Annotated in this window: 22 protein-coding genes; 7 read left to right on the forward strand and 15 right to left on the reverse strand. The window is 75.2% G+C overall.

Features of this window, described 5'->3' with window-relative positions:
- Positions 1-30 precede the first annotated feature (30 nt).
- The 3 genes from ACFYNS_RS05425 to ACFYNS_RS05435 are packed head-to-tail and all read right to left on the reverse strand — an operon-like array spanning position 31 to position 3059.
- Positions 31-1515, reverse strand: coding sequence for an FGGY family carbohydrate kinase (locus ACFYNS_RS05425; RefSeq protein ID WP_360295814.1), 1485 nt, complete (start codon positions 1513-1515; stop codon positions 31-33).
- 60 nt (positions 1516-1575) lie between these two features.
- Positions 1576-2376: a DeoR/GlpR family DNA-binding transcription regulator gene (locus ACFYNS_RS05430; protein WP_360295793.1), complete on the reverse strand. Its 801-nt coding sequence runs from the start codon at positions 2374-2376 to the stop codon at positions 1576-1578.
- Positions 2373-3059 carry a histidine phosphatase family protein gene (locus tag ACFYNS_RS05435; protein WP_360295791.1) on the reverse strand — a complete coding sequence of 229 codons (687 nt, stop codon included), beginning with the start codon at positions 3057-3059 and terminating at the stop codon, positions 2373-2375. The genes ACFYNS_RS05430 and ACFYNS_RS05435 overlap by 4 nt, the downstream gene beginning before the upstream one ends.
- A 147-nt stretch (positions 3060-3206) precedes the next feature.
- Here ACFYNS_RS05435 and ACFYNS_RS05440 point away from each other — a divergent pair, with 147 nt between their 5' ends.
- The 3 genes from ACFYNS_RS05440 (at position 3207) to ACFYNS_RS05450 (ending at position 5470) form a co-directional block, all read left to right on the forward strand.
- The gene (locus ACFYNS_RS05440; RefSeq protein ID WP_360295788.1) at positions 3207-4673 is read left to right on the forward strand and encodes an FGGY-family carbohydrate kinase; all 1467 of its coding nucleotides are present in this window, start codon (positions 3207-3209) and stop codon (positions 4671-4673) included.
- An 89-nt stretch (positions 4674-4762) separates the two neighbouring features.
- Entirely contained in the window at positions 4763-5278 is a 516-nt protein-coding gene (locus ACFYNS_RS05445; RefSeq protein WP_360295786.1) for a methylated-DNA--[protein]-cysteine S-methyltransferase, read from the forward strand.
- A 72-nt stretch (positions 5279-5350) separates the two neighbouring features.
- Positions 5351-5470 (forward strand): LPFR motif small protein, encoded by a 120-nt coding sequence (locus ACFYNS_RS05450; protein ID WP_019357684.1) that lies wholly within the window; start codon positions 5351-5353, stop codon positions 5468-5470.
- Here the strand turns inward: ACFYNS_RS05450 and ACFYNS_RS05455 are convergent.
- From ACFYNS_RS05455 to ACFYNS_RS05505, 11 genes are all read right to left on the reverse strand, one after another.
- On the reverse strand, positions 5459-6535 hold the full coding sequence (locus ACFYNS_RS05455) for an alcohol dehydrogenase catalytic domain-containing protein (RefSeq protein ID WP_360295783.1): 1077 nt from the start codon (positions 6533-6535) through the stop codon (positions 5459-5461). The genes ACFYNS_RS05450 and ACFYNS_RS05455 overlap by 12 nt on opposite strands.
- Before the next feature lie 58 nt (positions 6536-6593).
- Complete coding sequence (locus ACFYNS_RS05460) at positions 6594-6818, reverse strand: hypothetical protein (RefSeq protein ID WP_360295780.1); 225 nt, start codon at positions 6816-6818, stop codon at positions 6594-6596.
- Between the two features lie 122 nt (positions 6819-6940).
- The gene (locus ACFYNS_RS05465; RefSeq protein ID WP_360295778.1) at positions 6941-7648 is read right to left on the reverse strand and encodes a methyltransferase domain-containing protein; all 708 of its coding nucleotides are present in this window, start codon (positions 7646-7648) and stop codon (positions 6941-6943) included.
- Positions 7645-8346, reverse strand: a complete 702-nt coding sequence (locus tag ACFYNS_RS05470; RefSeq protein ID WP_360295775.1) for a DUF2064 domain-containing protein — start codon at positions 8344-8346, stop codon at positions 7645-7647. Before ACFYNS_RS05470 ends, ACFYNS_RS05465 begins: the two co-directional genes overlap by 4 nt.
- Positions 8347-8383: 37 nt before the next feature.
- The gene (gene eis, locus ACFYNS_RS05475; RefSeq protein WP_388600959.1) at positions 8384-9577 is read right to left on the reverse strand and encodes an enhanced intracellular survival protein Eis; all 1194 of its coding nucleotides are present in this window, start codon (positions 9575-9577) and stop codon (positions 8384-8386) included.
- Positions 9578-9610: 33 nt separating this feature from the next.
- Complete coding sequence (locus tag ACFYNS_RS05480; protein WP_388600961.1) at positions 9611-10801, reverse strand: DegT/DnrJ/EryC1/StrS family aminotransferase; 1191 nt, start codon at positions 10799-10801, stop codon at positions 9611-9613.
- On the reverse strand, positions 10801-11325 hold the full coding sequence (locus tag ACFYNS_RS05485) for a cupin domain-containing protein (RefSeq protein ID WP_388600964.1): 525 nt from the start codon (positions 11323-11325) through the stop codon (positions 10801-10803). The genes ACFYNS_RS05480 and ACFYNS_RS05485 overlap by 1 nt, the downstream gene beginning before the upstream one ends.
- Positions 11326-11393: 68 nt before the next feature.
- A complete protein-coding gene (locus ACFYNS_RS05490; protein ID WP_388600966.1) occupies positions 11394-12308 on the reverse strand; it encodes a hypothetical protein in 915 nt (304 codons plus the stop codon).
- 8 nt (positions 12309-12316) lie between these two features.
- Entirely contained in the window at positions 12317-13471 is a 1155-nt protein-coding gene (locus tag ACFYNS_RS05495; protein WP_360295761.1) for a class II D-tagatose-bisphosphate aldolase non-catalytic subunit, read from the reverse strand.
- 34 nt (positions 13472-13505) lie between these two features.
- Positions 13506-14723, reverse strand: coding sequence for a glycosyltransferase family 2 protein (locus ACFYNS_RS05500; protein ID WP_388600969.1), 1218 nt, complete (start codon positions 14721-14723; stop codon positions 13506-13508).
- 261 nt (positions 14724-14984) lie between these two features.
- On the reverse strand, positions 14985-15665 hold the full coding sequence (locus ACFYNS_RS05505) for a response regulator transcription factor (RefSeq protein WP_360295755.1): 681 nt from the start codon (positions 15663-15665) through the stop codon (positions 14985-14987).
- 915 nt (positions 15666-16580) lie between these two features.
- On the opposite strand from ACFYNS_RS05505, the gene ACFYNS_RS05510 reads away from it, so the two are divergent.
- Entirely contained in the window at positions 16581-18230 is a 1650-nt protein-coding gene (locus ACFYNS_RS05510) for a hypothetical protein (protein WP_388600972.1), read from the forward strand.
- Positions 18231-18302: 72 nt separating this feature from the next.
- On the opposite strand, the gene ACFYNS_RS05515 is transcribed toward ACFYNS_RS05510, so the two are convergent.
- Positions 18303-18818, reverse strand: coding sequence for a DUF1772 domain-containing protein (locus ACFYNS_RS05515; RefSeq protein WP_388600974.1), 516 nt, complete (start codon positions 18816-18818; stop codon positions 18303-18305).
- Between the two features lie 245 nt (positions 18819-19063).
- Between ACFYNS_RS05515 and ACFYNS_RS05520 the strand changes: the two genes are divergently transcribed.
- Genes ACFYNS_RS05520 through ACFYNS_RS05530 form a run of 3 tightly spaced genes read left to right on the forward strand, consistent with a single transcriptional unit; the run spans position 19064 to position 23399 of the window.
- Complete coding sequence (locus ACFYNS_RS05520) at positions 19064-20308, forward strand: glycosyltransferase family 4 protein (RefSeq protein ID WP_388600977.1); 1245 nt, start codon at positions 19064-19066, stop codon at positions 20306-20308.
- Complete coding sequence (locus ACFYNS_RS05525; RefSeq protein WP_388600980.1) at positions 20305-21969, forward strand: sugar transferase; 1665 nt, start codon at positions 20305-20307, stop codon at positions 21967-21969. Before ACFYNS_RS05520 ends, ACFYNS_RS05525 begins: the two co-directional genes overlap by 4 nt.
- Positions 21966-23399, forward strand: coding sequence for an O-antigen ligase family protein (locus ACFYNS_RS05530; protein ID WP_360303791.1), 1434 nt, complete (start codon positions 21966-21968; stop codon positions 23397-23399). Before ACFYNS_RS05525 ends, ACFYNS_RS05530 begins: the two co-directional genes overlap by 4 nt.
- Positions 23400-23449: the final 50 nt, after the last annotated feature.

Consider the following 23449-nt stretch of genomic DNA (forward strand, 5'->3'; position numbering starts at 1 on the left):
CTCCTCGCGCTCCCGCCGCGGCTGCCGGCACTACCGCCAGCCCCGCGCCGCCAGCTCCTCGGTGAAGCGCGCGTAGGAGTCGTCCAGGGCGGCCTTCTCCTCCGGGACCGGCTCGATCAGGCGCCCCTCCCCCGTCATCGCCGCGGCCGCCTTCTCCAGCGAGGGGTGCAGGGTGCCGGCGGCGGCCAGCAGGGCGGCCCCGAAGGCGGTCTCCGCGCGGTCGGCCACCTGGAGCGGCAGGTCCAGCACGGTGGCGCGGATCCGGTTCCACAGCGGGCTGCGGCTGCCCCCGCCCGCCGCGTACAGCGGAGCCGTGACGGGCACCCCCAGGGCCCTGATCCGCTCCAGGGCGAGCCGTTCGAGGAAGGCCACCCCCTCCAGGTCCGCGCGGTGCCGGTCGGCGTCGTCGGCGGGGGTGCCCAGCAGGAAGCCGCGCGCGGCGCCCGCCACGAACGGGAAGCGCTCGCCCTCGCGGCGCAGCGGATAGCTGACGCAGGAGGCGGGTCCGCGTGCGGCCGCCGCCTCGTCGAGCCCCGGCAGGTGTGCGGCGGCGCGGTGGGCCAGCGCCTCGCCCCCGGTGTTGGCGGCACCGCCGGGCAGCCACCAGCCGTCCGGGTGCCGATGGCTGTAGAAGGCGCCGGCCGGATCGGTGACCAGCTCGCGGGTGACCCCCTTGAGGACGTAGGTGGTGCCCAGGACGCCGACGAACTGGCCCGGGGCCACCGCGCCGGTGGCGAGCTGCCCCGCGCAGCCGTCGGTCATCCCGAGGCGTACCTCGCAGCCCGCGGGGAGCCCGGTCTCCGCGGCCGCCTCGGCGCAGACGGTGCCGGCACGGGTGCCCGGCGGCCGGACCGGGGGCAGCCAGTCCGCCGGGATGCCCAGCGCGTCCAGGACCTCCGCCGGCCATTCGGCCGTGCGCGGGTCGTAGCCGGTCTTGAGTGCGTGGCTCCAGTCGGCGGCGACCGGCTGCCCGGTGAGGCGGCGGCCGAGCAGCTCGGGAGTGTGGATCACCCGCGCGGCGCCCGGGAAGTCGGCCGCGTGCCGGGCGTACCAGGCGGTGCGGCCCAGCGCCGCGGTGGGTCCCACCGTGAGCCCGAGGGCCCGCCAGCGCGCTGCGCCGCTGCGCTGCGCCGCGCTGTTGAGGTCCGCGGCCCGGCGGTCGTCGTACATCAGTGCCGGGCCCAGCGGCCGGCCCGCCGCGTCCGCCAGCACGAGGGTTCCGGAGGTGGCGGAGGCTGCGACGGCGCGCACCTCGGCACCGTGAGCGGGCAGTGCTGCGGTGGCCCGGCGCAGTGCCTGTGCCGCGGCGGGCCACCAGCGGGTGGCGTCCTGCTCGCTGCGTCCGCTCCCGTCCCGGACCGGCCGCGGCAGCGCGGCGCCGCCCTCGGCGAGCACTGCGCCGCGGGCGTTCACGCAGACGACCCGGACGGCTGCGGTGGCGACGTCGATCCCGGCGACGACCGGGTCCGCCGAGGGGCCGGGGGCGGTGACTCCGGACGCGGCTGGGCTGTGCATGGCATCCCTTTCAGTCATGGTGTTAATTTCACGCTCAGCGTGTGATTTCGCGGCCGCGGCTCATCCGCTCACCTCGGCGACCCGTACCTCGGTGTGCTCCCGCAGCTCGGCCAGCAGGCCGCCGGGCACCCCGTCGTCCACGACGACGTGGTCGAAGTCGGCGACCGGACACAGCCGGTGCAGCGCCGTGCGGGCGACCTTGGAGCGGTCCATCAGCAGCGCCGTGCGCGCCCCGGAGGCGAGCATGGCGCGCTTGACCAGCACCACGTCCTGCTCCTGGTGGAAGGTCATGTGCGCGTTCATCGCCGACGTGCTGACCAGCACCAGGTCCACCGACATCGCCTCGATGGCCTCCACACAGGGGACGCCCAGGAACGAGTCGTGCGTGCGCGAGTACTCGCCGCCCAGCGCGACGAGCCGCACCTCCTCGCACTCCGCGAACACCTGCAGCACGCGGCGGGCGTTGGTCAGCACGGTCAGCGGGGTCCGCTCGCGCATCAGCGCGGCCAGCGCCAGCACCGAGGTGGAGTCGTCCAGCATCACCGACATGCCGGGCTCGACCAGTTCGGCCGCGGCCCGCGCAACGGCCTCCTTCTCCGCCACCTGGACACCGAGCCGGTAGTCGAGGTTGCTCTCGAAGACGCTGGTGGGCAGCGCGGAGACGCCGCCGCGGAAGCGCCGCAGCACGCCGCGCGCGGCCAGTGCCTCCAGGTCGCGGTGCACCGTCATCACACTGACGCCCATGGCCTGGGCCAGCTCGCCGACGGGCACCGTTCCGCGCCGGAGGACGTGCTCGGAGATGCGCTGCCTGCGGCGCTGCTGCGAGCGCGCGGAACCGCCGGACGGACCGGGTCCGCTCACGGCCGCTCCCCCGCCCGATCGGCGGCGGCCTGCCCGGCCTCCGCCGGTGCGGTCGCCGCACCCGTGCCGGTGGGGACGTTCAGCGCGCGCAGCGCCGTCCGCCCGCCGTCCACGTCGATCTCGGTGACGGCCGCGTTCTCCAGCCTCGGCAGCACCTGCCGGTAGCGCCCGACCGGGATGCCCAGCAGTGCGCACAGGGCGATCCGGAAGGCGGTGTTGTGCGCGACCACGACCACCGTGCGCCCGTCGTGCGCGGCCGCCACCTCGCGCAGCGCCGCGCACACCCGGGACGCGACGACCGTGGGCGGCTCGGAACCGGGGAAGGCCCCGCTCTCCGCATCCCGCTCGAAGGCGCGCACCCGCTCGGGGTCGTCGGCCGCCAGTTCCGCGAGGGTGCGGCCCTCGCCCCAGCCGAAGTCGCTCTCGCGCAGCCCTTCGTGCACGGCGGGCCGCAGCCCCAGGGCCCGCGCGGCGGGCCGCGCCGTCCGCCGGGCCCGCTCCAGCGGGGAGCTGACCACGGCACCGATCGGCTCCTGCCGGGACCGGGCGAGGGCCCACCCGGCCAAGTCCTCGGCCTGCTGCCGTCCGACCTCGGTCAGGGCGATGTCGGAGATCCCGGCGTACCGGTTCTCGGCGTGCCAGACGGTCTGGCCGTGCCGGACGAGCAGGAGCCGGGCGGTCATGCGTCCTCCAGGGACTTCGTGGCGAGGGACGGGTGCGGCGCGGCGCACACCCTCGGCCTGTTGGGCTTCTTCACGCGTAGCGCTATAAATATAACAACTTTGATGTGAGGATAGTGCGAGCTACCGCAACCGGAAGGGCGAACGGCCATGACCGAAACCGCTGGGGCGATCATCGGTGTCGACATCGGCACCTCCGTCACCAAAGCCGTCGCCTTCGGCCGCGACGGCACCCGCCTGCATGCCGCCGCCCGCCCCTCCACCCTGCTGCGGAGCCCCGGCGGCCGCGTCGAGCAGGATCTGGAAGAGGTGCTGAGCGGCGTCGCCGAGGTCGTCGCGGAGGTGGCCGGCGCGCTGCCGGGACCGCCCGCGGCCCTCGCCCTGACCGGGCAGGGCGACGGGCTGTGGCTGCGCGACACACGGGGGCGGGCCGTACGGCGGATGATCTCCTGGATGGACGGCCGGGCGGCGCCGCTGGTCGAGGGCTGGCAGCGGGACGGCACCGTGGCCGAGGTCTTCCGGCACACCGGGTCCGGCCTGTTCCCCGGCTGCCACGCCCCCCTGCTGGCCTGGCTGCGCGCACACGAGCCCGAGGCGCTGGAGCGCGCGGCGGTCGCCGGCTACTGCGTCGACGCGGTGGCCCAGCGGCTGACCGGCACCGTCGGGGTGGACGCCTCCGACGCCACGCTGCCCTTCCTCGACCCGGCCACCCGTGCCTACGTGCCCCCGGCGCTGGCCGCCTGCGGCGTCGAGGAGGCGGCCGCGCTGCTGCCCCCGCCCGCCGCACCGCACACCGTACTGGCCCTCGACGGCGAGGGAGCCGGGCTGCTGGGCCTGCCCGCCGGGCTGCCGGTCACCTCCGGCCCCTACGACCTGCCCGCCTGCGCCCTCGGCAGCGGAGTGCGGGAGGTGGGCGACGGCCTGCTGACGGTGGGCACGACACTGGCCTGCCAGGTGCTCACCGACCGCGTGGAGCGGGACCCGGACGGCGAACCTGCCGGGATGTGGCTGTGCACCCCGCAGCCGGACCGCTGGCTGCGGGCGCTGCCCGCGATGGTCGGCACGGCAGGGATCGACTGGGCCCTGGGCATGGTCGGCGCGTCCACCGGGGACCTGGAGACCCTGCTGGACAGCAGCCCCGCCGGGGCCCGCGGGGTGGTGGCGCTGCCGTTCCTGTCCGAGGCGGGCGAGCGGGCACCGTTCGTCGCGCCCGTCGCGCGGGCATCCTTCGAGGGCATGTCCCTGGCGCACGGCCGGGCCGATCTGGTGCGGGCCATGTGCGAGGCGGTCGGCTACGCGGCACGGCACTGCCTGGAGACCGCGGGACTGTCGCGGACCCCGGCCGCGTGCGGTGGCGGCACCCGCTCCCCCGGCTGGATGCGGATCTTCGCCGGGATCCTCGGCCGCCCGGTACGGGTGCCGGCCGAGCCGGAGGTAGGGGCCAAAGGCGCCGCCCTGGTGGCCCGCGCCGCGCTCGGCGACCCGGTCGACGAGGAGCAGTGGCACGCCGGATACCGGCTGGTGGAGCCGGAGGAGGCCGACCGGGCCCGGTACGAGCAGGGCTACGCGGAGTACCGCGAGCGGGTGGCGGCGGCGCGGGCCCGCTGGGCGGACTGACCCCGCGGCGGCCAGAGTGATGTCGCATTTCCGCCGGTCCGCCGGTGTGCGAACGGCGAGACTGGAGGGGAACGCAGAAGGGACGCGCCATGCACCGCACGCACACCGTCATCGACAGCCCCGTCGGCCCGCTGACCCTGGTCGCCACCGACGGCACCCTGTCCGCCGTCTACATGGACAAGCAGCGGCACCGTCCCGCCCAGGAGACGTTCGGCACGAGCGACCCGAGCGCCTTCGGCCGGGCGGTGGAGCAGCTGGAGGAGTACTTCACGGGGGAACGCACGGAGTTCACCCTGTCGCACGCCGCCGAGGGGACCGGTTTCCAGCGCACCGTCTGGGACGCGCTGTGCGACATCCCCTACGGCCGGACGCTCTCCTACGGGCAGCTCGCCGAGCGGATCGGCAGGCCGGGTGCCGCCCGCGCCGTCGGGCTGGCCAACGGACGCAACCCGCTCAGCATCGTCGTCCCCTGCCACCGGGTCGTCGGCTCCACCGGGAGCCTGACCGGGTACGGCGGCGGTATCGAGCGCAAGCGGCACCTGCTCGACTTCGAGCGGGGCGCCCTCCCGGCGCAGGGAGGAGACCGTCCGATGTCGCTGTGGTGAGAGGGGTTTGCTTTTCGGCGCGGCGGCCACCCGTGCCGCGACCGAGACAGCACCGCTCCCCTGGAGGCAACGATGTTCCGCGCCCTGGCCGATGTACTGCGGGCGATCGGCGGTGCCATCGCCACTGTCGTCACGCTCCCCTTCCGGGCACTGGCCCGGCTGTTCGCGGGAGCCTCCCGCTCAGCGCGCTGACCCGCCCCGCGGCTGCGGGCCGTCGAAGGCCAACAGGACCTTCGGCGGTCCGCTTCTGCCCCGCTCCAGAAGGGCGAAGGCCGCGCTCACCGACTCCCCGGACGCCGCCGGCAGTACCTCGGCGACCAGCGGCTCCGCCGCCAGGACGCCCCGTTCGAAGAGTTCCACCGCGCGGTCGTAGTGCGCGATGCCGTGCTGGATGCCGAGCACGTCCACGCCCTTGAGGGACAGTTCGCCGGGGACGAAGGAGACCGGTTCCCTGGCCACCCCCACCAGGGCGACCCGGCCGCCCCGCTCCGCCATCCGCAGCGCGCCGGTGAAGGCGTCCGCGGCCCCCGACGCCTCCACGACCAGGGAGTATTCCCCCTGCGGTGCCTCGTCGGCGTGGTGCGCCGCGTCGGCTCCGCAGCGCAGAGCCAGGTCCAGGCCCGCCCGGTCGATGCCGACCGCGTCCACCCGGGCGGCCTGGCGGTGCGCGAACTGGACCGCCAGCAGCCCCATGGTGCCGGTGCCGAGCACGGCCACCCGGTCGTCGAAGCGCAGCCGCGCCCGCTCGAACGCCTCCACCACCGAGACCGCCGGCTCGATCAGCGCGCCCGCCGCGTCCGGCAGCCCGGACGGCAGCGGTGTGAGCGCGTGCACGGGCACCCGTACGTACTCCGCGGCGCCGCCCTGCAGCCCGTAGAGCCCCGTCTCCCGCAGCGCGGTGCACATCTGGGCGCGTCCGGCGTGGCAGCGGGCGCAGCGGCCGCAGGGCACCATCGTGCGCCCCACCACCGACGAGCCGACCGCGGGAGCGTCCGCGGGCGGTTCCCCGGCATAGGCGACCACCTCGCCGTGCCACTCGTGGCCGAAGACGTGCGGGAAGGTGAGGCGGCCGTCCTGGAGGAACGCCGAGGTGCCGTGCAGGATCTCCAGATCCGTGCCGCAGATCCCCGCGTGCCGCGTCCGCACCAGTACGGTGCCCGGCTCGGGTGCGGGTACCGGAACGGTGGCCAGATCGGTCTGTCCGATGCCGGTGATGCGGGCGGCACGCATCGTGCCACCGGGCCAGTTCCCCTTCAACGGGCGTCCTTTCGCGCGGGGCTCGGTGCGGGCGGCACCGCTGGTCCGCCGCTTCCGGTCACCCCTGGATCATGGCACGGCGCAGCGTGGGCACCTCATCAGGGTGCACGGTCGTGGTGATGCCGCGCGCCGCCAGGCGGGCGGGGTCCTCCGCGTCGCGGGCCAGGACGACGGCGGGCCGCACCCCCTCGGCCGCCAGCGCTGCCCATGCCTCGAAGAAGCGGCCGCCCGGCGCGCAGGCCGTACGGCGCGGACCCGGCCCCTCGGCGTCCGGTTCGAGCACCAGCGCCGTCGTACGCGGCAGCGGGCGATGCGGGTCCGCCCGGTACTCGGCCGCGACCCGGGCCAGTGCGTGCGCGGCGGGCTTGGGCGCGCGGTCCGGTGGGGTGACGGGTCCCTCGCTTGCTACCCGGATACCGGGTCCACCCGCTGTCCGGATGCCGGGTGCTCCACGCGGTCGCGGCGCAGCGCGGTGAACTCGCGGGTGTCCTTGGACCAGGTGTCCTCCGGCGTCCACCCGGCGGCGCGGGCCGTCCGGTGCAGGGCCGCGGTGCCCAGGCGGGCCCAGCGGAAGGGGGTTCCGGCACCGCCGCGGGCGTTCTCCATCCGCACCTGGCACCGCTCGTCCACGTCCTCCCCGGCCACCTCCACCAGGAGCAGCCCGCCGGGGCGCACCAACTGGCCGATGCGACGCAGCAGCAGCACCGGGTCACCGCCGATACCGACGTTGCCGTCGATCAGCAGCGCGGTGTCCCAGCCGCCGGACGCGGGCAGCGGGTCGAAGACCGAGCGGCGCAGGGCCCGTCCGCCGCGCCGCCGGGTGCGCTCGACCGCCGCGGCGTTCAGATCGATGCCGAGCGGCGCGTGCCCGTACTCGCGCAGGGCGGCCACCATGCGGCCCGGCCCGCAGCCGATGTCGAGCACCGTGCCCCGGCAGCGGTCCAGGACGGTCAGGTCGGCCGCGTCGGCGACCGCGCACCAGCGTTCCACCTCCAGGGTGAGCGACCAGCCGTCCGGGCCGCGCAGATACAGCGGGCCGCGGCCCAGCAGAAGCGCCTCGGTGTAGGGGTCCTCGGTCCAGGAGCCGGCGTCGGCCGGCGTGCCTCCGCTCACCTGCGCGCCGCCCCCGGGCCGCGGTCACGGTCGGCGGGTCTCGCAGGCGGTTGCCGCAGCAGCCGGGCGTGTTCGGCCGCGAACAGAGTGGCCGGGGCCTGCGCGGCCACTGCGGCCGCGTCGCCCGGCTCGTCCACGTCCCGCAGCTGTGGCAGGTCCTGGACGCGCAGTCCGGCGGCGAGCAGCCGGGCGCGCTGCGCCGTGCCGGTGGCGGCGGTGGACATGGGCACGCCGCGCAGCAGCGCGGGGTCGGGGTCGGCCAGACCGAGCGCCCAGAAGCCGCCGTCGGCGGCGGGGCCGAACCAGGCGTCGCACCGCAGCCAGGCGTCCGCGCGGGTGGCGGGTGCCAGCAGCCGGGGAGTGAGTTGCGGGGTGTCCATGCCGACGAGCAGCGCCGGGCCGTCGCACCGGGCGAAGGCGGCGGCCAGCCGTTCGTCCAGCCCGCCGCCGCCCTGCGGTACGACCTCTATCGTGTCGCCGCCCTCCTCGGAGCCCGGCAGCCAGGGGCCCGGGCTGCCGTCCAGGACCAGGACGCGGCGGCGTGCCGGGGCGGCGAGTACGGCCCGCAGGGTGTCGGTGAGCGCGGCGGCGGCGAGGGCCGCCGCGCCGTGCGGGGTGAAGGCGGGTGCGAGGCGGGTCTTGACCCGGCCCGGCAGCGGCTCCTTGGCGATGACGAGCAGCGTGGTGGGCTTTGGCATCACGCCTCCTCGGTCCTGGGGCGGGGGTGCTGTCATCTCAGAAGCTCTCGGGCAGCCAGGGCGCGGGACCGGCGACCAGCGCGTCCAGCAGGTCCAGATCGCGCACGTCGCCCGCGGCCGTGCCCAGCCGGGCCGCGTGCCGCAGCGGCAGGCCGCCCGCGTACCAGGCCGCCAGCGTGGACGAGGGCAGCCGCACGGTACGGGCCGAGGGGATGCTGCCGCGCCGCGCCTGCATCCGCCCCTCCTCGAAGGTGAGGGCGTAGGGCTCCGCCCGGCCCTCGGGCCGGACGACCTCCAAGCGGACGGCGCCGCGTGTCCGGGGCTCCCAGCCGCGGGCCTGCAGGGCGGCGGGCACGTCGAGCAGCTGCAGCATCCACGGGTACCAGCCGTCCTCGCGTACCGCGTACCGGTCGAGCACCCACGGCAGCGGGCTGGGGCGGGGCAGTACGGAGCGGCGGAAGCGGATCTCGCGGACCTGCGGCGAGCGGGCGCCGATGGCAGCCAGCAGTGCGGGCAGCGCGTCGAGTTCGGCGTGCCACAGGTCGTGGACGACCGCGGCGACGCCCCAGGGCCTGTGCGGTTCGACGGTGACGGTCGCGTATCCGGCCAACTCCCCGTCGGCCCCGTCGGCCCCCTCGCCCCCGCGCCGGAGCACGCCGAGGGTCAGCGCACCGGGGGTGGTCCGCTGCTTCCAGCCGTGCCACCAGCCGGGCCGGCGCACTGTCCCGTTCCAGCCGGGCCCCAGCACGTTCCGCAGCCGGGCGCAGGCGGCCTCGTCGGGCCGGACGGTCTCGAAGCGGGAGCGCGGTGCGGGCAGTTCGGCGGGGTGGAGCACATAACTGGAGGCGACGGCGGCCGCCTCCCAACCCCAGCGGCGGTAGAGACCGGGTGCCGGGGTCCAGGCACAGGCCAGCACGGCACCGTGCTCGGCGCGCAGGCGGTCGGTCCCCTCCTCCGTCAGGCGGCGGGCGAGCCCGGCGCCGCGCTCCCAGGGGGCGACGGCCAGCCACGCCACTCCCCCGGAGGGCACCGGACGGCCGCCGAAGTGCTGGTCGAAGGGGAGGAAAAGACCGCCGCCCAGCACCTGGGTCCCGCGGACGGCCACGGCACTGACACCATGCGCACGCAGCGTGGCGTGGTCGTAGGGGACCTTGCCGAAGGCGTGCCGCGTATGGGCCAGATAGCCCTCGAACTCGCGGTCGTCGGCGGCTGTGCCGACGCGGGTCTCCATCAGTTCGGCACCTCCCTCATCCGGTTGTCCGGGTCACCCGGCGGATCCGCTGCTCGCCCGGGACGTGAAGTAGCCGGTGACCGCGTCGCACACCTGGCCGATCTCCCGGGCGTCCAGGTCGGGCCGGACGGGCAGGCAGAGGGTCTGCCGGGCGAGTTCCTCCGCGACCGGGCAGGGGTGGCGCCGCGCTGCGGGCCCGGCGAGGGCCGGCTGGTGCGGAAGGGGTGTGGGATAGCGGACGACGGCGTCCACGCCCGCGGCCGTCAAGTGCGCAAGCAGGCCGTCGCGTTCGCTTTCGGTCCGGGTGCGGACCTGGAAGAGGTGGTAGACGTGCTCGCCGTCCTCGCCGGGTTCCTGGAAACGCAGCGGGAGCCCGGCCAGTCGGCGCCGGTAGGTGGCGGCGGCCTCGGCGCGGCGGGCGTTCCAGGTGTCGAGCCGGTCGAGCTTGTGCAGCAGGACGAGGGCCTGCAGGGTGTCGAGGCGGGAGTTGTAGCCGAGGATCTCGTGCCGGTTCTGCCGCGACTGCCCGAAGTGCCGCAGCAGCCGCAGGCGTTCGGCCAGCTCGTCGTCCTGGACGCTGACCGCCCCGGCGTCCCCGGCCGCGGCCAGGTTCTTGGACGGCGCGAAGCTCCAGCAGCCGGCCGCCGAGGCGGTGCCGACCCGTACTCCGTGGCTGCGGGCCCCGATGGCCTGGGCGCAGTCCTCGACCAGGAGGACCCCGGCGTCGCCGGCGAGCCGCCTGGCACGGGGCACGTCCGCCGCTCTGCCGAACATGTGGACGAGGATGACGGCGCGGGTGCGCTCCGTGAACGCCGCGGGGAGCCGGTCGAGGTCCATCAGGAAGTCGTCGTCGCGGCAGTCCACGTACACGGGGGTGGCACCGCGCCGGGCGATGGCCTGCGCGGTCGCGTGGAAGGAGTTGGCGACGGTGACCACCTCGTCCCCGGGGCCGACGCCGAGCGCGTCGAGGGTGAGGATCAGCGCATCGGTCCCGGAGTTGACCCCCACGGTGTGCGCACTGCCCAGGTAGCCGGCCAGCCGCTGTTCGAACTCGGCCACCTCCTCGCCCAGTACGTAGCCACCGCGCAGCAGCAGGTCCCCGATCCGGGCCAGCAGCTCCTCCTCCCCGCCCTCGAACTGCGCGGGGTAGCGGTACTTGGGGACGGTGGCGGCAGTGGGGTCGGTGGAGCCGGTGGAGCCGGTGGAGCCGGTGGAGCCGCCCATCAGCGATCGCCGTGCTCGTCGTGCTCGTCGGCGATGCGGCCGTCACCGCGCCCGTAGTCGTCCTCCAGGCGGACGTTGTCCGAACCGTCGTCGTAGGTGGAGACCTCCACCAGCACGATGTCGGTGACGCCTTCGACCCGGTGCACCGCACCGGGATCGACGTGCGCCAGCGTCCCGGCGGGCATGGGCAGCCGCAGGTTCTCGCCCTCCCGCGTGACGCGGTAGTGCATCACCGCCTCGCCCTCCAGGATGAAGTAGCTCTCCCGTTTGTGCTCGTGGTACTGGAGGGAGGTGCGGTGGCCCGCCTTGATGCGGATGAACTTGAACCCGTAGGGACCCTCCGGCTCCTCCTCGTGCAGCCAGCGTTCCTGGCCCCACAACTTGACGACCTTCTTGGTGTCGGCGAACCCGATGACCCGTACGCCGGGTGCGACCTCGCGGGACGGACGTGCCTCGTGCGCCCCGCTGTCGTCCTCGGGCTCGCTGATGGAGGTGAAGGGGGCTCCGGTGGCGGGGCTGGCCATGTGCGGTCCTTCCGGGAGAGGGGCGCGGCGGTCGGTCGGCCGGCGCGGATACAGGCGGGACGGACGGGTCAGCGTGCGGAGACGTGCAGCGGCGCCTGCAGACCGCGGTCCCGCACGACGGGGAAGAACACCTCGGGAGGCCACGTCAGCAGGTGCCAGACGATGCCGGCCACCGAGCGGTTGTAGGGCCAGTGCGCGGGATCGGTCATCCCCCAACGCGAGAACGCCGTCAGCAGCACGGGGTCGGCCGGGACCCAGGTGCCGTCCAGCGCGAACTCCACCCAGTGGTGCAGCGTGCCGAAGGGGGGCGCGACCAGCAGCCCGGCACCGTGCCGGGCCCGGAGGCCGCGCCGCTCGGCCTCCCGCAGCAGCAGCCGGGTGGGGATCAGGCAGTTGGCCAGCCGGGTCTCCCGGGCGAAACCCTCGTCCTCGATGACCCCGTCCGGCAGCACGTACAGCTCCCAGTCGGCGACCAGGGAGAGCAGGTCGGAGCGGTCCTCGTCGAACACCCGGGTGTCGGAGGGCAGCCGGGTCCGCACGGCGAAGGCACCGGCCGCGGTCTCGCGCAGACTGCCCGGCTCGCTGCGGCCGGCCACCCCGGGCACGGGGGCGAAAGCGCACTCCCCGGCGTGGCCCGGCTCGGCGCAGTCGGCCCGCAGCTCCAGTTCGTGGCGGTGCGACTCCCCGGAGCGGGCCGCCTCGTCCAGCGCCCGCGCCTTGCGGGCCAGAGCACGGAAGTAGGGCGAGGGCAGGTTCAGCCAGGTGCTGATGTTGTGCAGGTCGGTGCGCTCGAAGCGGCGCCGCTCCGCCGGGCCGCGGTGCGGCAGGCCGTGGTCGAGCAGCGCTTCGAGCAGTGCGGGACCGATGGCCCAGGTCTCCTGCGCGAAGGCGGCGTCCTTGGTGAAGGTGCGGTGCCGGTCCGGGACCCGCAGGACCCGGTCGACGGCCTCCTGGAGTGTGCCGGGCGCGTAAACGTCGGTCACGGCGGCGCTCACAGCCCGGCCCCGCCGGTCCGCGCGGCCGGCAGCCCGCCCGCCCGCTCCACCGCGCGCAGCGCGGACTCGATCCGTTCGGCCACCGCCTCCCGGAGCACCGTCTCCAGCGGTGCCCTGCCGCGCGAGGCGAGGGCGTGGGCGGCCTCGGCACGGATCCGCCGGCCCTCGTCGCTGCCGAAGACGTAGTGGCCGGCGACGACAGCCCGCTCGATGTCGGTGGCGGTGGTGGGATCCAGCATCCACTTGCGCCACTTGCCGCTGTCGTGGGCGAGCCGCAGGAAGTCCTCCCTGGCCCGGGGCAGCGCCATCTCGTCCAGCACACGCAGCAGCGCGCGGGTCTCGGCGACGCCGTACTCCGGTGCGACGTTGAACGCGTCCACCCCGGCGCGCAGCAGCAGTGCCGTCTCCTCCACGGTGAGGTAGTCGCAGTTGTGCGCCTTGAGGCGGACGCCTTCCTGGTGGCAGGTGGCGGCCAGGGTGGAGACCTGGCGCAGCGTCTCCTCGCGGGCCGCCGGATCGTGGAAGCGGCCCACGTTGCGCAGTTCGGCGACCTTGGTGCCGGTCTGCGCGACGACATAGCGGGGCCGCGGCGCGCCGGCCGCCTCGATGCCCTCCAGCACGAGCCGGAGGGCAGCTTTGAACTCGTCCGGATCGTTGGTGGACACGTCCTGCGGCTCGAATCCGATCTCGTAGGCGACGTCGGCACCGCGTGCCGCGGCCTCGGCGTGGCAGCGCGCGTACAGCTCGACGAGCCGCGCGGCGGCGGTCGCCGCCGGGACGGGTCCGGTGCCGGGGCGGCCCTCGGAGGTGTCGATGTGCAGCAGTCCGAACCCGGCGTCCAGGTCGGCGGTGAAGGAGCGCGTGCACGAGTCCAGTGCCTCGGCGGGTTCGACGATGCCGGCCTCGGCGGTGTGCATCCAGGGGCCGCCGTGGTCCCGGCACAGGAGCAGCAGCCCGTCCGGGTCGCGCTCCTGGACATGGGCGGCGAACTCCGCTGTGGTCCAGCCCAGATAGCCGCCGCCGAACTCGGCCGCGTCCACTTGGCGGCGGCTGGGGATGAGCATGAGCGGGGTGCGGGTGCGCCGGGCGACGGTGAGGGCCGCGTCGACGGTGCAGCGTGAGACCGGGCCGATGCCGACCACTGGTTCCATGGGTGTTTCCCCTGACTGTCGAGGGTGGCTGCGCTCAGCGCGACCGGTGGGTGGAGAACTTCGCCAGGTCGCCGATCTCGGAGTCCGGCGGCCAGGTGCACCAGGGGAAGGTCTCGTAGGCGCCGGGTCCCGTGTTCTCCGCGTCGAACCAGTCGGTGGCGCGCCCGTGGTGCAGGTGCACCAGGTGCTCGTCGCGGTACCGGTCGAGGCCGCCGTGCAGGTCGGCCCGCCAGGTGAAGTCGTTGTCGGCGCCGCCCCATCCGGCGGTGAACCGCTCGTCGTAGCCGCCGATCCGGGAGAAGAGGCTCTCCCGGAGCCAGACGCAGGCGCCCGGGGTGCGGCGCAGGAAGACGCCGCGCAGCGCGTCCCGGCGCACGGCTGCGGCACCCTCCAGACAGCGTTCGCCGACGGCCTGGTGGCTGGAGGCGGCGTCCAGATAGAGCATGTCCTCGAACGGCCAGTGCGCCTGGGTGCCCAGGGTGCGGAACCGTTCGACGGCCCGCGCCACGAAGCCGCGGTCGACCAAGATGTCGGCCTCGAGCACGCAGATCAGCTCCGCGGGCCGGGCGCCGTGCACCACGCCCGCGTTGATCGTCCAGGAGTAGTTGAAGGGACCGGCGTTCTGCGCGAACAGGTAGGTGTCGCAGTGGGCGCCGTACAGGTGCTCCCAGCGCGGCCGGGAGTCCGCCTCGACCACGACCACGCGGTAGCGGTCGCGCGGATGGCTCTGGTCGTTGAGCGCGTGCAGTACCGCCGCCAGGTTGCGGGTGCGCTCCCCTTCCTCGCCGCGCTCCCGGAAGGGGATGACCAGCGCCGCGTCCACCTCGCCGGTGGGACCGGCGGCGGGCCGCGCGGTGCGCAGGATCTCCGCGGCGCCGGGAGCGGCGAGTCCCGCGGGCCGCTCGGTGCCGGTCTGCATCCGCAGCCGGGAGCGGGTCTCGGCGTCCCAGACGGCGGCCGCCAGGTGTGCGGTGTCCGGCTGCTGGGGGTCGCCGGCGAGCCGGTCGGTCAGCAGCGCCGTCAGTCCGCGGCACGCGGCGCTGTCCGCGGGTTCGGCGACGACCGCTTCGGCGAGGGCGCGGACGCGTTCGTCCGGGAGGGCGCGGACGGCGTCGGCGACCGCGCGGTGCGCGTCCCTGGACCAGACCCAGAAGCCGGGGGCCGCCGACTGCGCGGACGGGTCGGCGGTGAGGGCGACGCTGCTGACGGCGGCATCCGCGAGGACGGCGGGGTCCTGATGCCTCCAGCTCATCTGGCGGTCCTCTCGGCGAGCGGGGATGGGCGGCCGCGGCCGGGGGTCCGTCGAGCCGCTTCGCTCATCCTGCGGTCCGCCGCGCGCCCGCCGACAGCCCCGGACGGGCACCCGGACCGGGCCGGGCGAACGGGGGTAGCCGATCGGGTAGCCCCGGTGGTCAGGGCACCGCGGAACGGCCGCCCGGGCAGGGCCGGAAGGCACCCTGCTCCGGTCGGGCCGGAGCAACGCGGCTCACCGCACGCACGGGGAGTTCGACGCTCAGTCGATCAGGCCGAGTTTGATCGCCGTGACGACGGCGGCCGTGCGGTTGGCGGCCCCCAGCTTCAGCAGCACGCTGCTCACCAGCCGCTTGACGCCGTGTTCGGAGATCCGCAGGCGGCGGGCGATCTGCTTGTTGCTGAGCCCGGCCACCAGGTGGGTGAGCACGTCGTACTCGCGGGCGGTCAGCCGCACCCTGCGCGCGGGCAGCAGGTGGGCCGACTCGCCTGCCTGGCTGAGCAGTCGGCGTCCCAGCCGGAGCGGCATCGGCATCTCGTCGGCCGCCAGCTGCGCGAGCGCCCGCTCCAGGGCCGCCGCGGTCAGCTCCTCGCGCAGCAGGTAGCCGTCGGCGGGCAGCCGGGCGAGCGCCGAGTCGGATGCGGCGTCCACCGGGTCGAGGAGGAGCAGGGTGCGCAGTCCCGGATGGTTGTGGCGCAGGCGCCCGAGGGAGGCGGAGGCGTTGGTGGAGCTGGAGAGGACGAGCACGTGGAACCTGTTGCCGGCCAGGGCCCGCTCCAGCGCGGCGGGGTGTGTGAACTCCTCGGCGTGCTCCACGGGTGCCAGGCCGGGCAGCATGGCACGCAGGCCGAGTCGCAGGATCTCGGCCTCGACGTGGACGGCGACCGCGAGCCGGGCCGCGGTGGGATCGCTGCTGTCCGGCTTTTCCTGGATCTCGGTCATGCGTTCACCCAATCCCCGTGCAGGGGCCACTTCCGGGTGGCGGAGGTGGTCCGGTCCTGACTGCCGCGAGCGATGATCCCGCAGAGTCCCGTTCCAGGGAAGCGAGTTGACGGAGTGTCTGCTGGTGTTCGGCCGCGCTGTTGTGACGCATGTGGTCCGCCGCACCGCGGTGCCCGGCCGGGCCCGGCGCACGGCAGCCCACGACATCAACCTCGTTTTCTCGTACGGCAGTTGGCTCCTGCCGGCCGACGAACCGGTCCGGCACGCCGGAAAGCCCGGGAACAGCGCGGAAGTGACCGGCCCACACGGGCTGCGCCGTCGCGCCCCGAGTGCCGGGCGCGCCGGGTGGACGCTCCGCGCTCGAGCGCCGCGCCGCCCACCGACCGTGAGGACGCTCTCGCCCTGGAGGTGGCCACGGCACCGCCCTTTCGAGTGCCGCCCCGCCGGTGGCCGCACGGAAGGGCGAGGGATGACCGTGACCGACGTCGATCAGGAACTGCCGTGCGGTGAGCTGGGCCAGGCGCCCCGACGGCGCGCACGGAGGGCCCCGCAGCTGGGACCGGACACCACGCGCCGTTGTGACTGCAGCCGCTGCGACGTGGACCGCACATCGGCCGGCGGCCTCTCCGCAGGGGGCACCGCCGGTCCCGGCGAGGGCTGCGCGGAGTACCCGGCGGGTGCGGCGTGATCCGCGAGCGAGGCCGTCGGAAGCGCCGAGGGAGCCCTTGCCCGGCCGGGGAGTCCACACGCTCCGGAACCGTTCCACTGCGCTGCGTCGTCCCCGGCGCGGTTGCCGGGCGGGTTCCGCGGGTACCACGGCTGTGCAGGCCACGTACTCCTCGGCGAGTCGTCGACCCGGCTCAGTGGATCGGCTGCCGTATCGGACGGCACCCACAGGCAGGCAAGGGGCGTGACATGACCGCACCGGACCCCGTATCCGCACCGGACCCCGCCACCACCGCCCCCGGGCTCGCGCCCGGGCGCGCGGAGCCCGGGGCGCCCTACACCGACCCGACCCTGGGCATCCCCGTCGCCACCTCCTGGCGCGGCGAGCCCCGCAACCGGCTGGTGACCGTCGGGGACTCGCTCACCCAGGGCTTTCAGAGCTGCGCCGTCTTCCGGACCGATCTCTCGTACCCGGCGATCATCGCGCACGAGCTCGGCTGGGCGGAGCAGTTCCGCCACCCCTCCTTCGAGGGGCGGGGAGGACTCCCGCTCAACCTCGAGATGCTGCTGCGCGACCTGGAGGACCACTGCGGTCCGGCTGTCGACTGGTGGGACACGCCTGCGGTGCTCTTCCGTGCCCGCCGCTTCATGGACGAGGTGGAGGACTACTGGGAACGCGGCGGCGGGTGCGCTCCCGCGGCGGGCACCGCCATCAACCACAACCTGGCCGTCTTCGGCTGGGACCTGCGCGACGCGCTCGACAAGTCGGCCGATGTGTGCCGCAGCATGATCGACACCCCGAGTGACGATCTGGTGCGCCAGGTGGTCGGCAATCCGGGCGAGCGCGCGGCGCTGCGCACCCTCCCCACCCGGCCCCCGGCCGCCGGGGCGCACACCCAGGTGAGTGCGGCGGCGGCGCTGGGCGAGCAGACCGGCTCCGCCGTGCGGGACGCCGGGGAGGCCGAGGAGCGGGAGCTGGATCCGGAGCACGGCATCGAGACGCTGATCGTCTTCCTCGGTGCCAACAACGCGCTCTCCTCCGTCGTCGAGCTCAAGGTGGCCTGGAGCGAGGAGGGCTACGACGACCTGGACGAGAAGAAGCGGTTCACGGTCTGGCGGCCGGAGCACTTCGCGGCCGAGCTGCGGCACCTGGCACATGCGGTGGGCCGGATCCGGGCCCGGCACGTGATCTGGTGCACGGTCCCGCACGTCACGATCGCCCCGGTCGCCCGCGGTGTGCACGGCAAGCTGGAGCCCGGGTCGCGCTACTTCCCGTACTACACACGCCCCTGGATCGACGACGGCGCCTTCGACGCCGAGTGCGACCCGCATCTGACCGGGGAGCAGGCCGCCGCCGTGGACGCGGCGATCGACCAGTACAACGACGCCATGGCGGAGACCGTGCGCGCGGCGCGGCGGGCCGGACGGGACTGGTTCCTGCTGGACGCTGCGGGGCTGCTGGACCGGCTGGCCTGCCGCCGCTACTTCGAGGACGAAGCGGCCCGGCCGGGCTGGTGGACGCCGTATCCGCTGCCGCGCGAGCTGCGCGCACTCGATCCGGTGCCCAACTCACGGTTCCTGCTGAGCGACGGCGACCGGCGCAGCGACGGGGGGCTGTTCTCGCTGGACGGCGTGCATCCGACGACGGTCGCCTACGGGATCCTGGCCCAGGAACTGATCGACGTGATGCGGCAGGCGGGCGTGGAGTTCCGCACCCCGTACGGCGGGCGGCCGCGCACGGACCCGGTGCGGGTCGACTTCACCCGGCTGGTGCGCCACGACACGCTCATCAACCGGCCGCCCGCCAACCTCACCTCGGGTCTGCACGCCATCGGCTGGGCCGACGAGGCGCTGGACGTGCTGGTCCGGGCACTGCGGTTCGGCCGCGGAGGAAAGTAGGACGGTAGGGACATCGGACGGGCGACTGCGGTTCGGTAATTGCGCATATCGGGTGAGGGGTACGTAGGATCATCACCTCGGTGAGCCCCCGTTCCCGTAGCGCACCAACGCCCAGGCCAGACACCCGAAGGCGGCGGTGTTGCAGACCGTGCGGACGACGTTCCACCGGTGCCAGCCGCTCTCGAAGCGCTCGCGCAGCGCGGCCAGCCGCTCCGCGCCGTCCGGGAGGCCGCCGGCGTCGAGCGCGTCGTTGAGCGGCACGTTGAACGCCATGGTGACGACCAGGACCGCCATGTACAGCACAGCCGCCGCCGCGATCCAGGGGACCGCGGCCCTGCTGCCCCCGCCCCACAGGTGCAGCGCCCCGGCCGCGGCGATCAGCAGCAGCGAACCGACGAACAGCAGCAGGAACCAGCCGTTGAGGATGGCGGTGTTGATGCGCTGCATGCCCTCCACGAAGGTCCGGTCCCCGGCCCGCCGCAGGCCGGGCGAGACCGCCACCGCGAACCCGTAGTAGAGGCCCGCGCTCAGGCCGGTGAGCAGCACGGCCCCCAGCAGTGAAACTCCTTGCAGTACGCGCACGTCCATCCCCTCCCGGCCGCTTTGGGCGGCTCTCCGCGGTGCCCGCGCCGTTCGAGCGGGCCGTGCGACCAGTCAACCGGGGTGGCAGCCGGTCTCCCATGGCCGGAGCGCTCAGGGGGATGTGCGGACGTCGCACCCGCCACGCGTGGGACCAGTCGGTGAAAACCGGAAGATATCCGGCGCGCCGCTCAGGTTCGACAGTCGGATTTTGTCAAGGTCACTCTGCTTCATCTCGGGAGGCGGAGTCGTCCATGCCGGAATTGCCGACACAGCGCACTGCACACCGCGGCGGCGAGCCGCACGGGGAGCTGACCGTCCTGCATCTCGCCCAGCCCGTCGAGGGCGGTGTCGCACGCGTCGTCGCCGACCTCGCACGGGCGCAGGTCGAAGCGGGACTGCACGTCGTCGTGGCCTGCCCCGCGGGCGGCGAACTGGCGGACGCCGCGGCAGCGGCGGGAGCTCGGACCCTGCACTGGCCGGCCGTACGGGAGCCGGGAGCCCGGATCGCGGTGGAGGTCTACGGCGTACAACGGCTGTTGCACACCGTACGTCCCGACCTCGTGCACGCCCACAGCGCCAAAGCGGGCCTCGCGGCGCGGCTCGCGGTGCGCGGCCGGTTGCCCACCGTCTACCAGCCGCACGCCTGGTCCTTCGAGGCCGCGACGGGACGCACCGCGCGCCTGGCCCGCGCCTGGGAGCGGTACGCCGCCCGATGGGCCGACCGCGTGCTGTGCGTGAGCGAGGCGGAGCGGCAGACCGGCGCGGCCGTCGGCATCGAGGCCCGGTGGGCCGTGGTGCACAACGGCGTCGACACCGCGCGCTTCACGGCTTCCGCCGCCTCGCGGGCCGAACACGGGACCCCGCCGCGCCCGGCCCCGCGGGCACCGGCGCTCGCGACAGTGGCGGAGCTGCCGCCCTCGGCGGTGCTGGTGGTGTGCGTCGGGCGGCTGTGCGAACAGAAGGGCCAGCGCACCCTGTTGCACGCCTGGCCGCAGGTGGCGGCCCGGGTCCCGGAGGCCCGGCTGGTACTCGTCGGCGACGGGCCCGACCGGGAGGAACTGCGCCGAGCAGCACCCGACGGGGTGGTGTTCGCCGGTGCCAGTGGCGCGGTGGCCGACTGGTACACCGCAGCCGACCTGGTCGTGCTGCCCTCGCTGTGGGAGGGCATGGCCCTGACCCCGCTGGAGGCGATGGCCTGCCACCGGCCCGTGCTGGTCAGCGACGTAGCCGGGTCCCGCGAACTGCTGCCCCCCGGACAGCAGGCCCACTGTCTGGTGCCGCCCGCCGATCCCGACGCGCTCGCGCAGGCGGTGGCCCGCCTGGCCCTCGCCCCCCGGCTGCGTGCGGAGCTGGCCGACGCCGCGCACGCGCACGTACGCACCCGGTTCGACATCACGACCACCACCACGGCCGTACTGGAGCTGTACCGGGACGTGCTGCGGAACCGGACGGCGACGGCGGCGGTTCCCGCCGCGGAAGGAGCCTGCAGCAGATGAGCACCGACAGCACGGACGACTCCCGGCAAGCGCGGAGTTCGACGGACCCGGCGACGGCGACCGCCGAAGGCACCGTGCGCACCACCCCCGTACTCCCCCGGCCGGTGTCCGGCGCCGGAGGCGAACCGGCCCCGCAGGAGGGGCGGTCGGCGCCGCTGTCGCTGCCGTCGGCCCGCGAACCGGTCGCCCTGCAGCCCACCGGCCCCACCCGGCGGCGGCGCCACGGCGGCGCGTCGGCACTGGTCGCCGCCGACCTGGCGGGGACCGCCGCCGCCGTCCTCGCCTGCGCGGGCCCGCAGGCGGCACCGGTGCTGCTGGCCCCGGTCTGCGCGAGCCTGCCGGTGCTGTGCGCCCGAAGGGGCCTCTACCGGCCCGGACTCGACCCGCAGGCACTCGACGAACTCCCCGCCGTCGGCAAGCGCGCGGCCCTGGCCTGGTGCGTCGGCGCCACGGTACTCGCGGCGTGCGACCGCACCGGGGCGCTGGGGCCGGCCGGTCTGCTCGCGGGCGTCGCCGCCAACACAGCGCTGGTATGCGCACTCCGCGCCCTCGTGCACGGGGTGCGCCGCCGCCGCGGCCGGCTCCGCCCGCGGAGCGCCCTGATCATCGGGCGGGGCGAGACCGCCCGCGCGGTGACCGCGGCACTCGCCGAGCGGCCCCGGTACGGACTGCGGCCGACGGCACTGGTGGAGCCGGGACCGGACGACGCCGCGGCCCCCGGCGGCTCCGGCGGCGGGCCCGACGGCGCGGGCGGCAGGCTGCCCGGCACCGGTCGCACCGAACCGGCGGACGGCGCCGCACACCCGCCGCTGCCCGTCGTCTCCACGCCGGAGGAGGTGGCGCGCGAGGTGGCGCGGCACGCCGTGCGGGACGCGGTCTTCCTGCGCTCCCCCTGGGAGGACCCGCACTCCGCGGCACTCGCCGGAATGCTGGGCGCCCGCGGGGTCGACGGCTGGCTGGTCCGGCCCGGTTGCGCACTGGGCGCACACGGCGGGCACGCCCCCTCCGGCCACCGGCGGCCCGACGAGGCGCACCTGTGGGGATTCTCCTGCCGGCGCCTGACGCTCGACTGCCCCCGACCGCGCACCGGCCTCCGCAAGCGGCTGCTGGACATCACGCTGGTCGCCCCCGCGCTGCTGCTGGCGGCGCCGGTGATGGCCGGCTGCGCGCTGGCGGTCCGGGTGCTGGACGGGCCCGGCGTGCTCTTCCGGCAGGAGCGCATCGGACAGGACGGACGCCCCTTCACCCTGCTGAAGTTCCGCAGCGTGCGGCCCGCGGACGACCACGAGGCGGCGACCCGGTGGTCGGTCGCCGGGGACGCGCGCACCAGCCCCGTCGGACGGCTGCTGCGCCGCACGTCGCTGGACGAGCTGCCGCAGCTGTGGAACGTGCTGCGGGGCGACATGAGCCTGGTGGGGCCGCGGCCCGAGCGGCCCTACTTCGTGGGCCACTTCAGCCGCCTGCACCCCGGCTACGCGCAGCGGCACCGCACCCCGGTCGGCATCACCGGGCTGGCCCAGGTGCACGGGCTGCGCGGCGACACCTCCATCGCGGACCGGGCGCGCTTCGACAACCACTACATCGAGACCTGGTCACTGTGGCAGGACGTGCGGATCATCTGCCGCACCGCGACCTCCCTCTTCCGTCTGGAGGGCCGGTGAGCGCGGTGGCGGACAGCGCACCGCCCGCCACCCGGGACGGCCGGAGCACGCTGAGCCGCGCCGTACGGCGCTACGGCCTGGACCGGCCGGTGGTACCGGTGCTGGTGACGGTGGGACTGCTGTGCGCACCGCCGGACACCACGGGCCCCGGCGGCCACAGCGGAGTGACCCCAGCCGACCTGAGCTCGGGTGTGCTCGTGGTGTGGTGCGCCATCGGACTGCTGCGGGGCCGGGCCCGGCAGCGGACCGGGGAGCGGCTCCCGCGCCGGGTCCTGACCCCGACGGCGGCGCTGGTGCTGGGCGCGCCGACCGCGGCGTTCGCCGTGACCACGGTCGCCTCGGCCGATCCCGCGGCGAGCCTGCCCGGCTTCGTGCGGTACCTGCAGCTCTTCGTCCTGGTGCCGGGTGCGGTGCTGCTGGCGCTGCGCGACGCGCGGGACGCCCGGCTGCTGTGCGGCGCGGTGGTGCTGCTGGCGCTGGTGGAGGGCGGCATCGGCGTCGTCCAGGCCGCCACCGGCACCGGCGCCTCCTACCAGGGCGAAGAGGTCCGCGCGGTGGGCACCTTCGGCGCGCTGGACGTGATGGGCATGGCCACGGCCGTGGCATACGGGCTGGTGATCGCGCTGGCGTGCGGGCTCGTGCCGCCGGCCGGTGCGCCGCGCTGGCTGCGCCCCTGCGCGCTGGGCTCGGCCGCCGCGCTGGTGCTGCCGCTGGCCCTCTCCTACAGCAGAGGGGCGTGGCTCGCGACGGTGCCGGCCTGCCTGCTGCTCCTCGCGCTGCGCGGCATCCGCACGACCGTGTGCGCCCTCGCCGCCGTGACCGCGGTCGGTGTGGTGCTGGTCGGCGGATTCGGGGTGGCCACGCAGGAGTTGGCCCAGCGGGTCGGCAGCATGACCGAGGTCTCGGCCTCGCCGGACCGGTCGGTGACGGACCGCTACACCCTCTGGAGCGCGGCGACGGACATCTGGCAGCAGGCCCCCGCAACCGGTGTCGGCCCCAAGGGCTTCCCCGAGCACCGTGACACGCATGCCGCGCTGGAGCTGTCCTCGGGCAGCGACGCGGCGGGCGCCGGAGTCCCCTTCCAGCGGGAGCCGCTGCTCTCGCCGCACAACATGTATCTGCTGGTCCTGAGCGAACAGGGCCTGGTGGGCACGGTGGCGCTGCTCGGCGCCTGGGGGGCGCTGCTGGTGTGCGCGCTGCGCCGGCTGGGTGCCGCACGGAGCCGCGGGGCCGCCTGCGGGGTACGCGACTGCGGCGCCGCGGCCACCGCGCTGCTGGTGTGGCAGAGCGTGGACTTCCTCTACGGCGACATCGGCGGCCCGTCGACGGTACTGACCGCTCTGGTGCTGGGACTGGGTACCTGGTGGGCCCTGTCGCCCGCTGCGGAGCACGCGCAGGGGCGGCCGGCCGGCGGGGGCCGCGCCGTATGACCGAGCCGTCCGCCACCCCGCACGCGCCGGCATCCGCGCCGGCCGGCGGA

Source organism: Streptomyces sp. NPDC006925, assembly GCF_042869575.1.
Classification (GTDB): domain Bacteria; phylum Actinomycetota; class Actinomycetes; order Streptomycetales; family Streptomycetaceae; genus Streptomyces.

Coding starts and splice junctions, on each gene's coding strand:
- ACFYNS_RS05425 (WP_360295814.1), bottom strand. CDS start 1,515: ATGCACAGCCCAGCCGCGTCCGGAGTCACCGCCCCCGGCCCCTCGGCG.
- ACFYNS_RS05435 (WP_360295791.1), bottom strand. CDS start 3,059: ATGACCGCCCGGCTCCTGCTCGTCCGGCACGGCCAGACCGTCTGGCAC.
- ACFYNS_RS05440 (WP_360295788.1), top strand. CDS start 3,207: ATGACCGAAACCGCTGGGGCGATCATCGGTGTCGACATCGGCACCTCC.
- ACFYNS_RS05445 (WP_360295786.1), top strand. CDS start 4,763: ATGCACCGCACGCACACCGTCATCGACAGCCCCGTCGGCCCGCTGACC.
- ACFYNS_RS05450 (WP_019357684.1), top strand. CDS start 5,351: ATGTTCCGCGCCCTGGCCGATGTACTGCGGGCGATCGGCGGTGCCATC.
- ACFYNS_RS05470 (WP_360295775.1), bottom strand. CDS start 8,346: ATGCCAAAGCCCACCACGCTGCTCGTCATCGCCAAGGAGCCGCTGCCG.
- eis (WP_388600959.1), bottom strand. CDS start 9,577: ATGGAGACCCGCGTCGGCACAGCCGCCGACGACCGCGAGTTCGAGGGC.
- ACFYNS_RS05480 (WP_388600961.1), bottom strand. CDS start 10,801: ATGGGCGGCTCCACCGGCTCCACCGGCTCCACCGGCTCCACCGACCCC.
- ACFYNS_RS05485 (WP_388600964.1), bottom strand. CDS start 11,325: ATGGCCAGCCCCGCCACCGGAGCCCCCTTCACCTCCATCAGCGAGCCC.
- ACFYNS_RS05495 (WP_360295761.1), bottom strand. CDS start 13,471: ATGGAACCAGTGGTCGGCATCGGCCCGGTCTCACGCTGCACCGTCGAC.
- ACFYNS_RS05500 (WP_388600969.1), bottom strand. CDS start 14,723: ATGAGCTGGAGGCATCAGGACCCCGCCGTCCTCGCGGATGCCGCCGTC.
- ACFYNS_RS05505 (WP_360295755.1), bottom strand. CDS start 15,665: ATGACCGAGATCCAGGAAAAGCCGGACAGCAGCGATCCCACCGCGGCC.
- ACFYNS_RS05510 (WP_388600972.1), top strand. CDS start 16,581: ATGACCGCACCGGACCCCGTATCCGCACCGGACCCCGCCACCACCGCC.
- ACFYNS_RS05515 (WP_388600974.1), bottom strand. CDS start 18,818: ATGGACGTGCGCGTACTGCAAGGAGTTTCACTGCTGGGGGCCGTGCTG.
- ACFYNS_RS05520 (WP_388600977.1), top strand. CDS start 19,064: ATGCCGGAATTGCCGACACAGCGCACTGCACACCGCGGCGGCGAGCCG.
- ACFYNS_RS05525 (WP_388600980.1), top strand. CDS start 20,305: ATGAGCACCGACAGCACGGACGACTCCCGGCAAGCGCGGAGTTCGACG.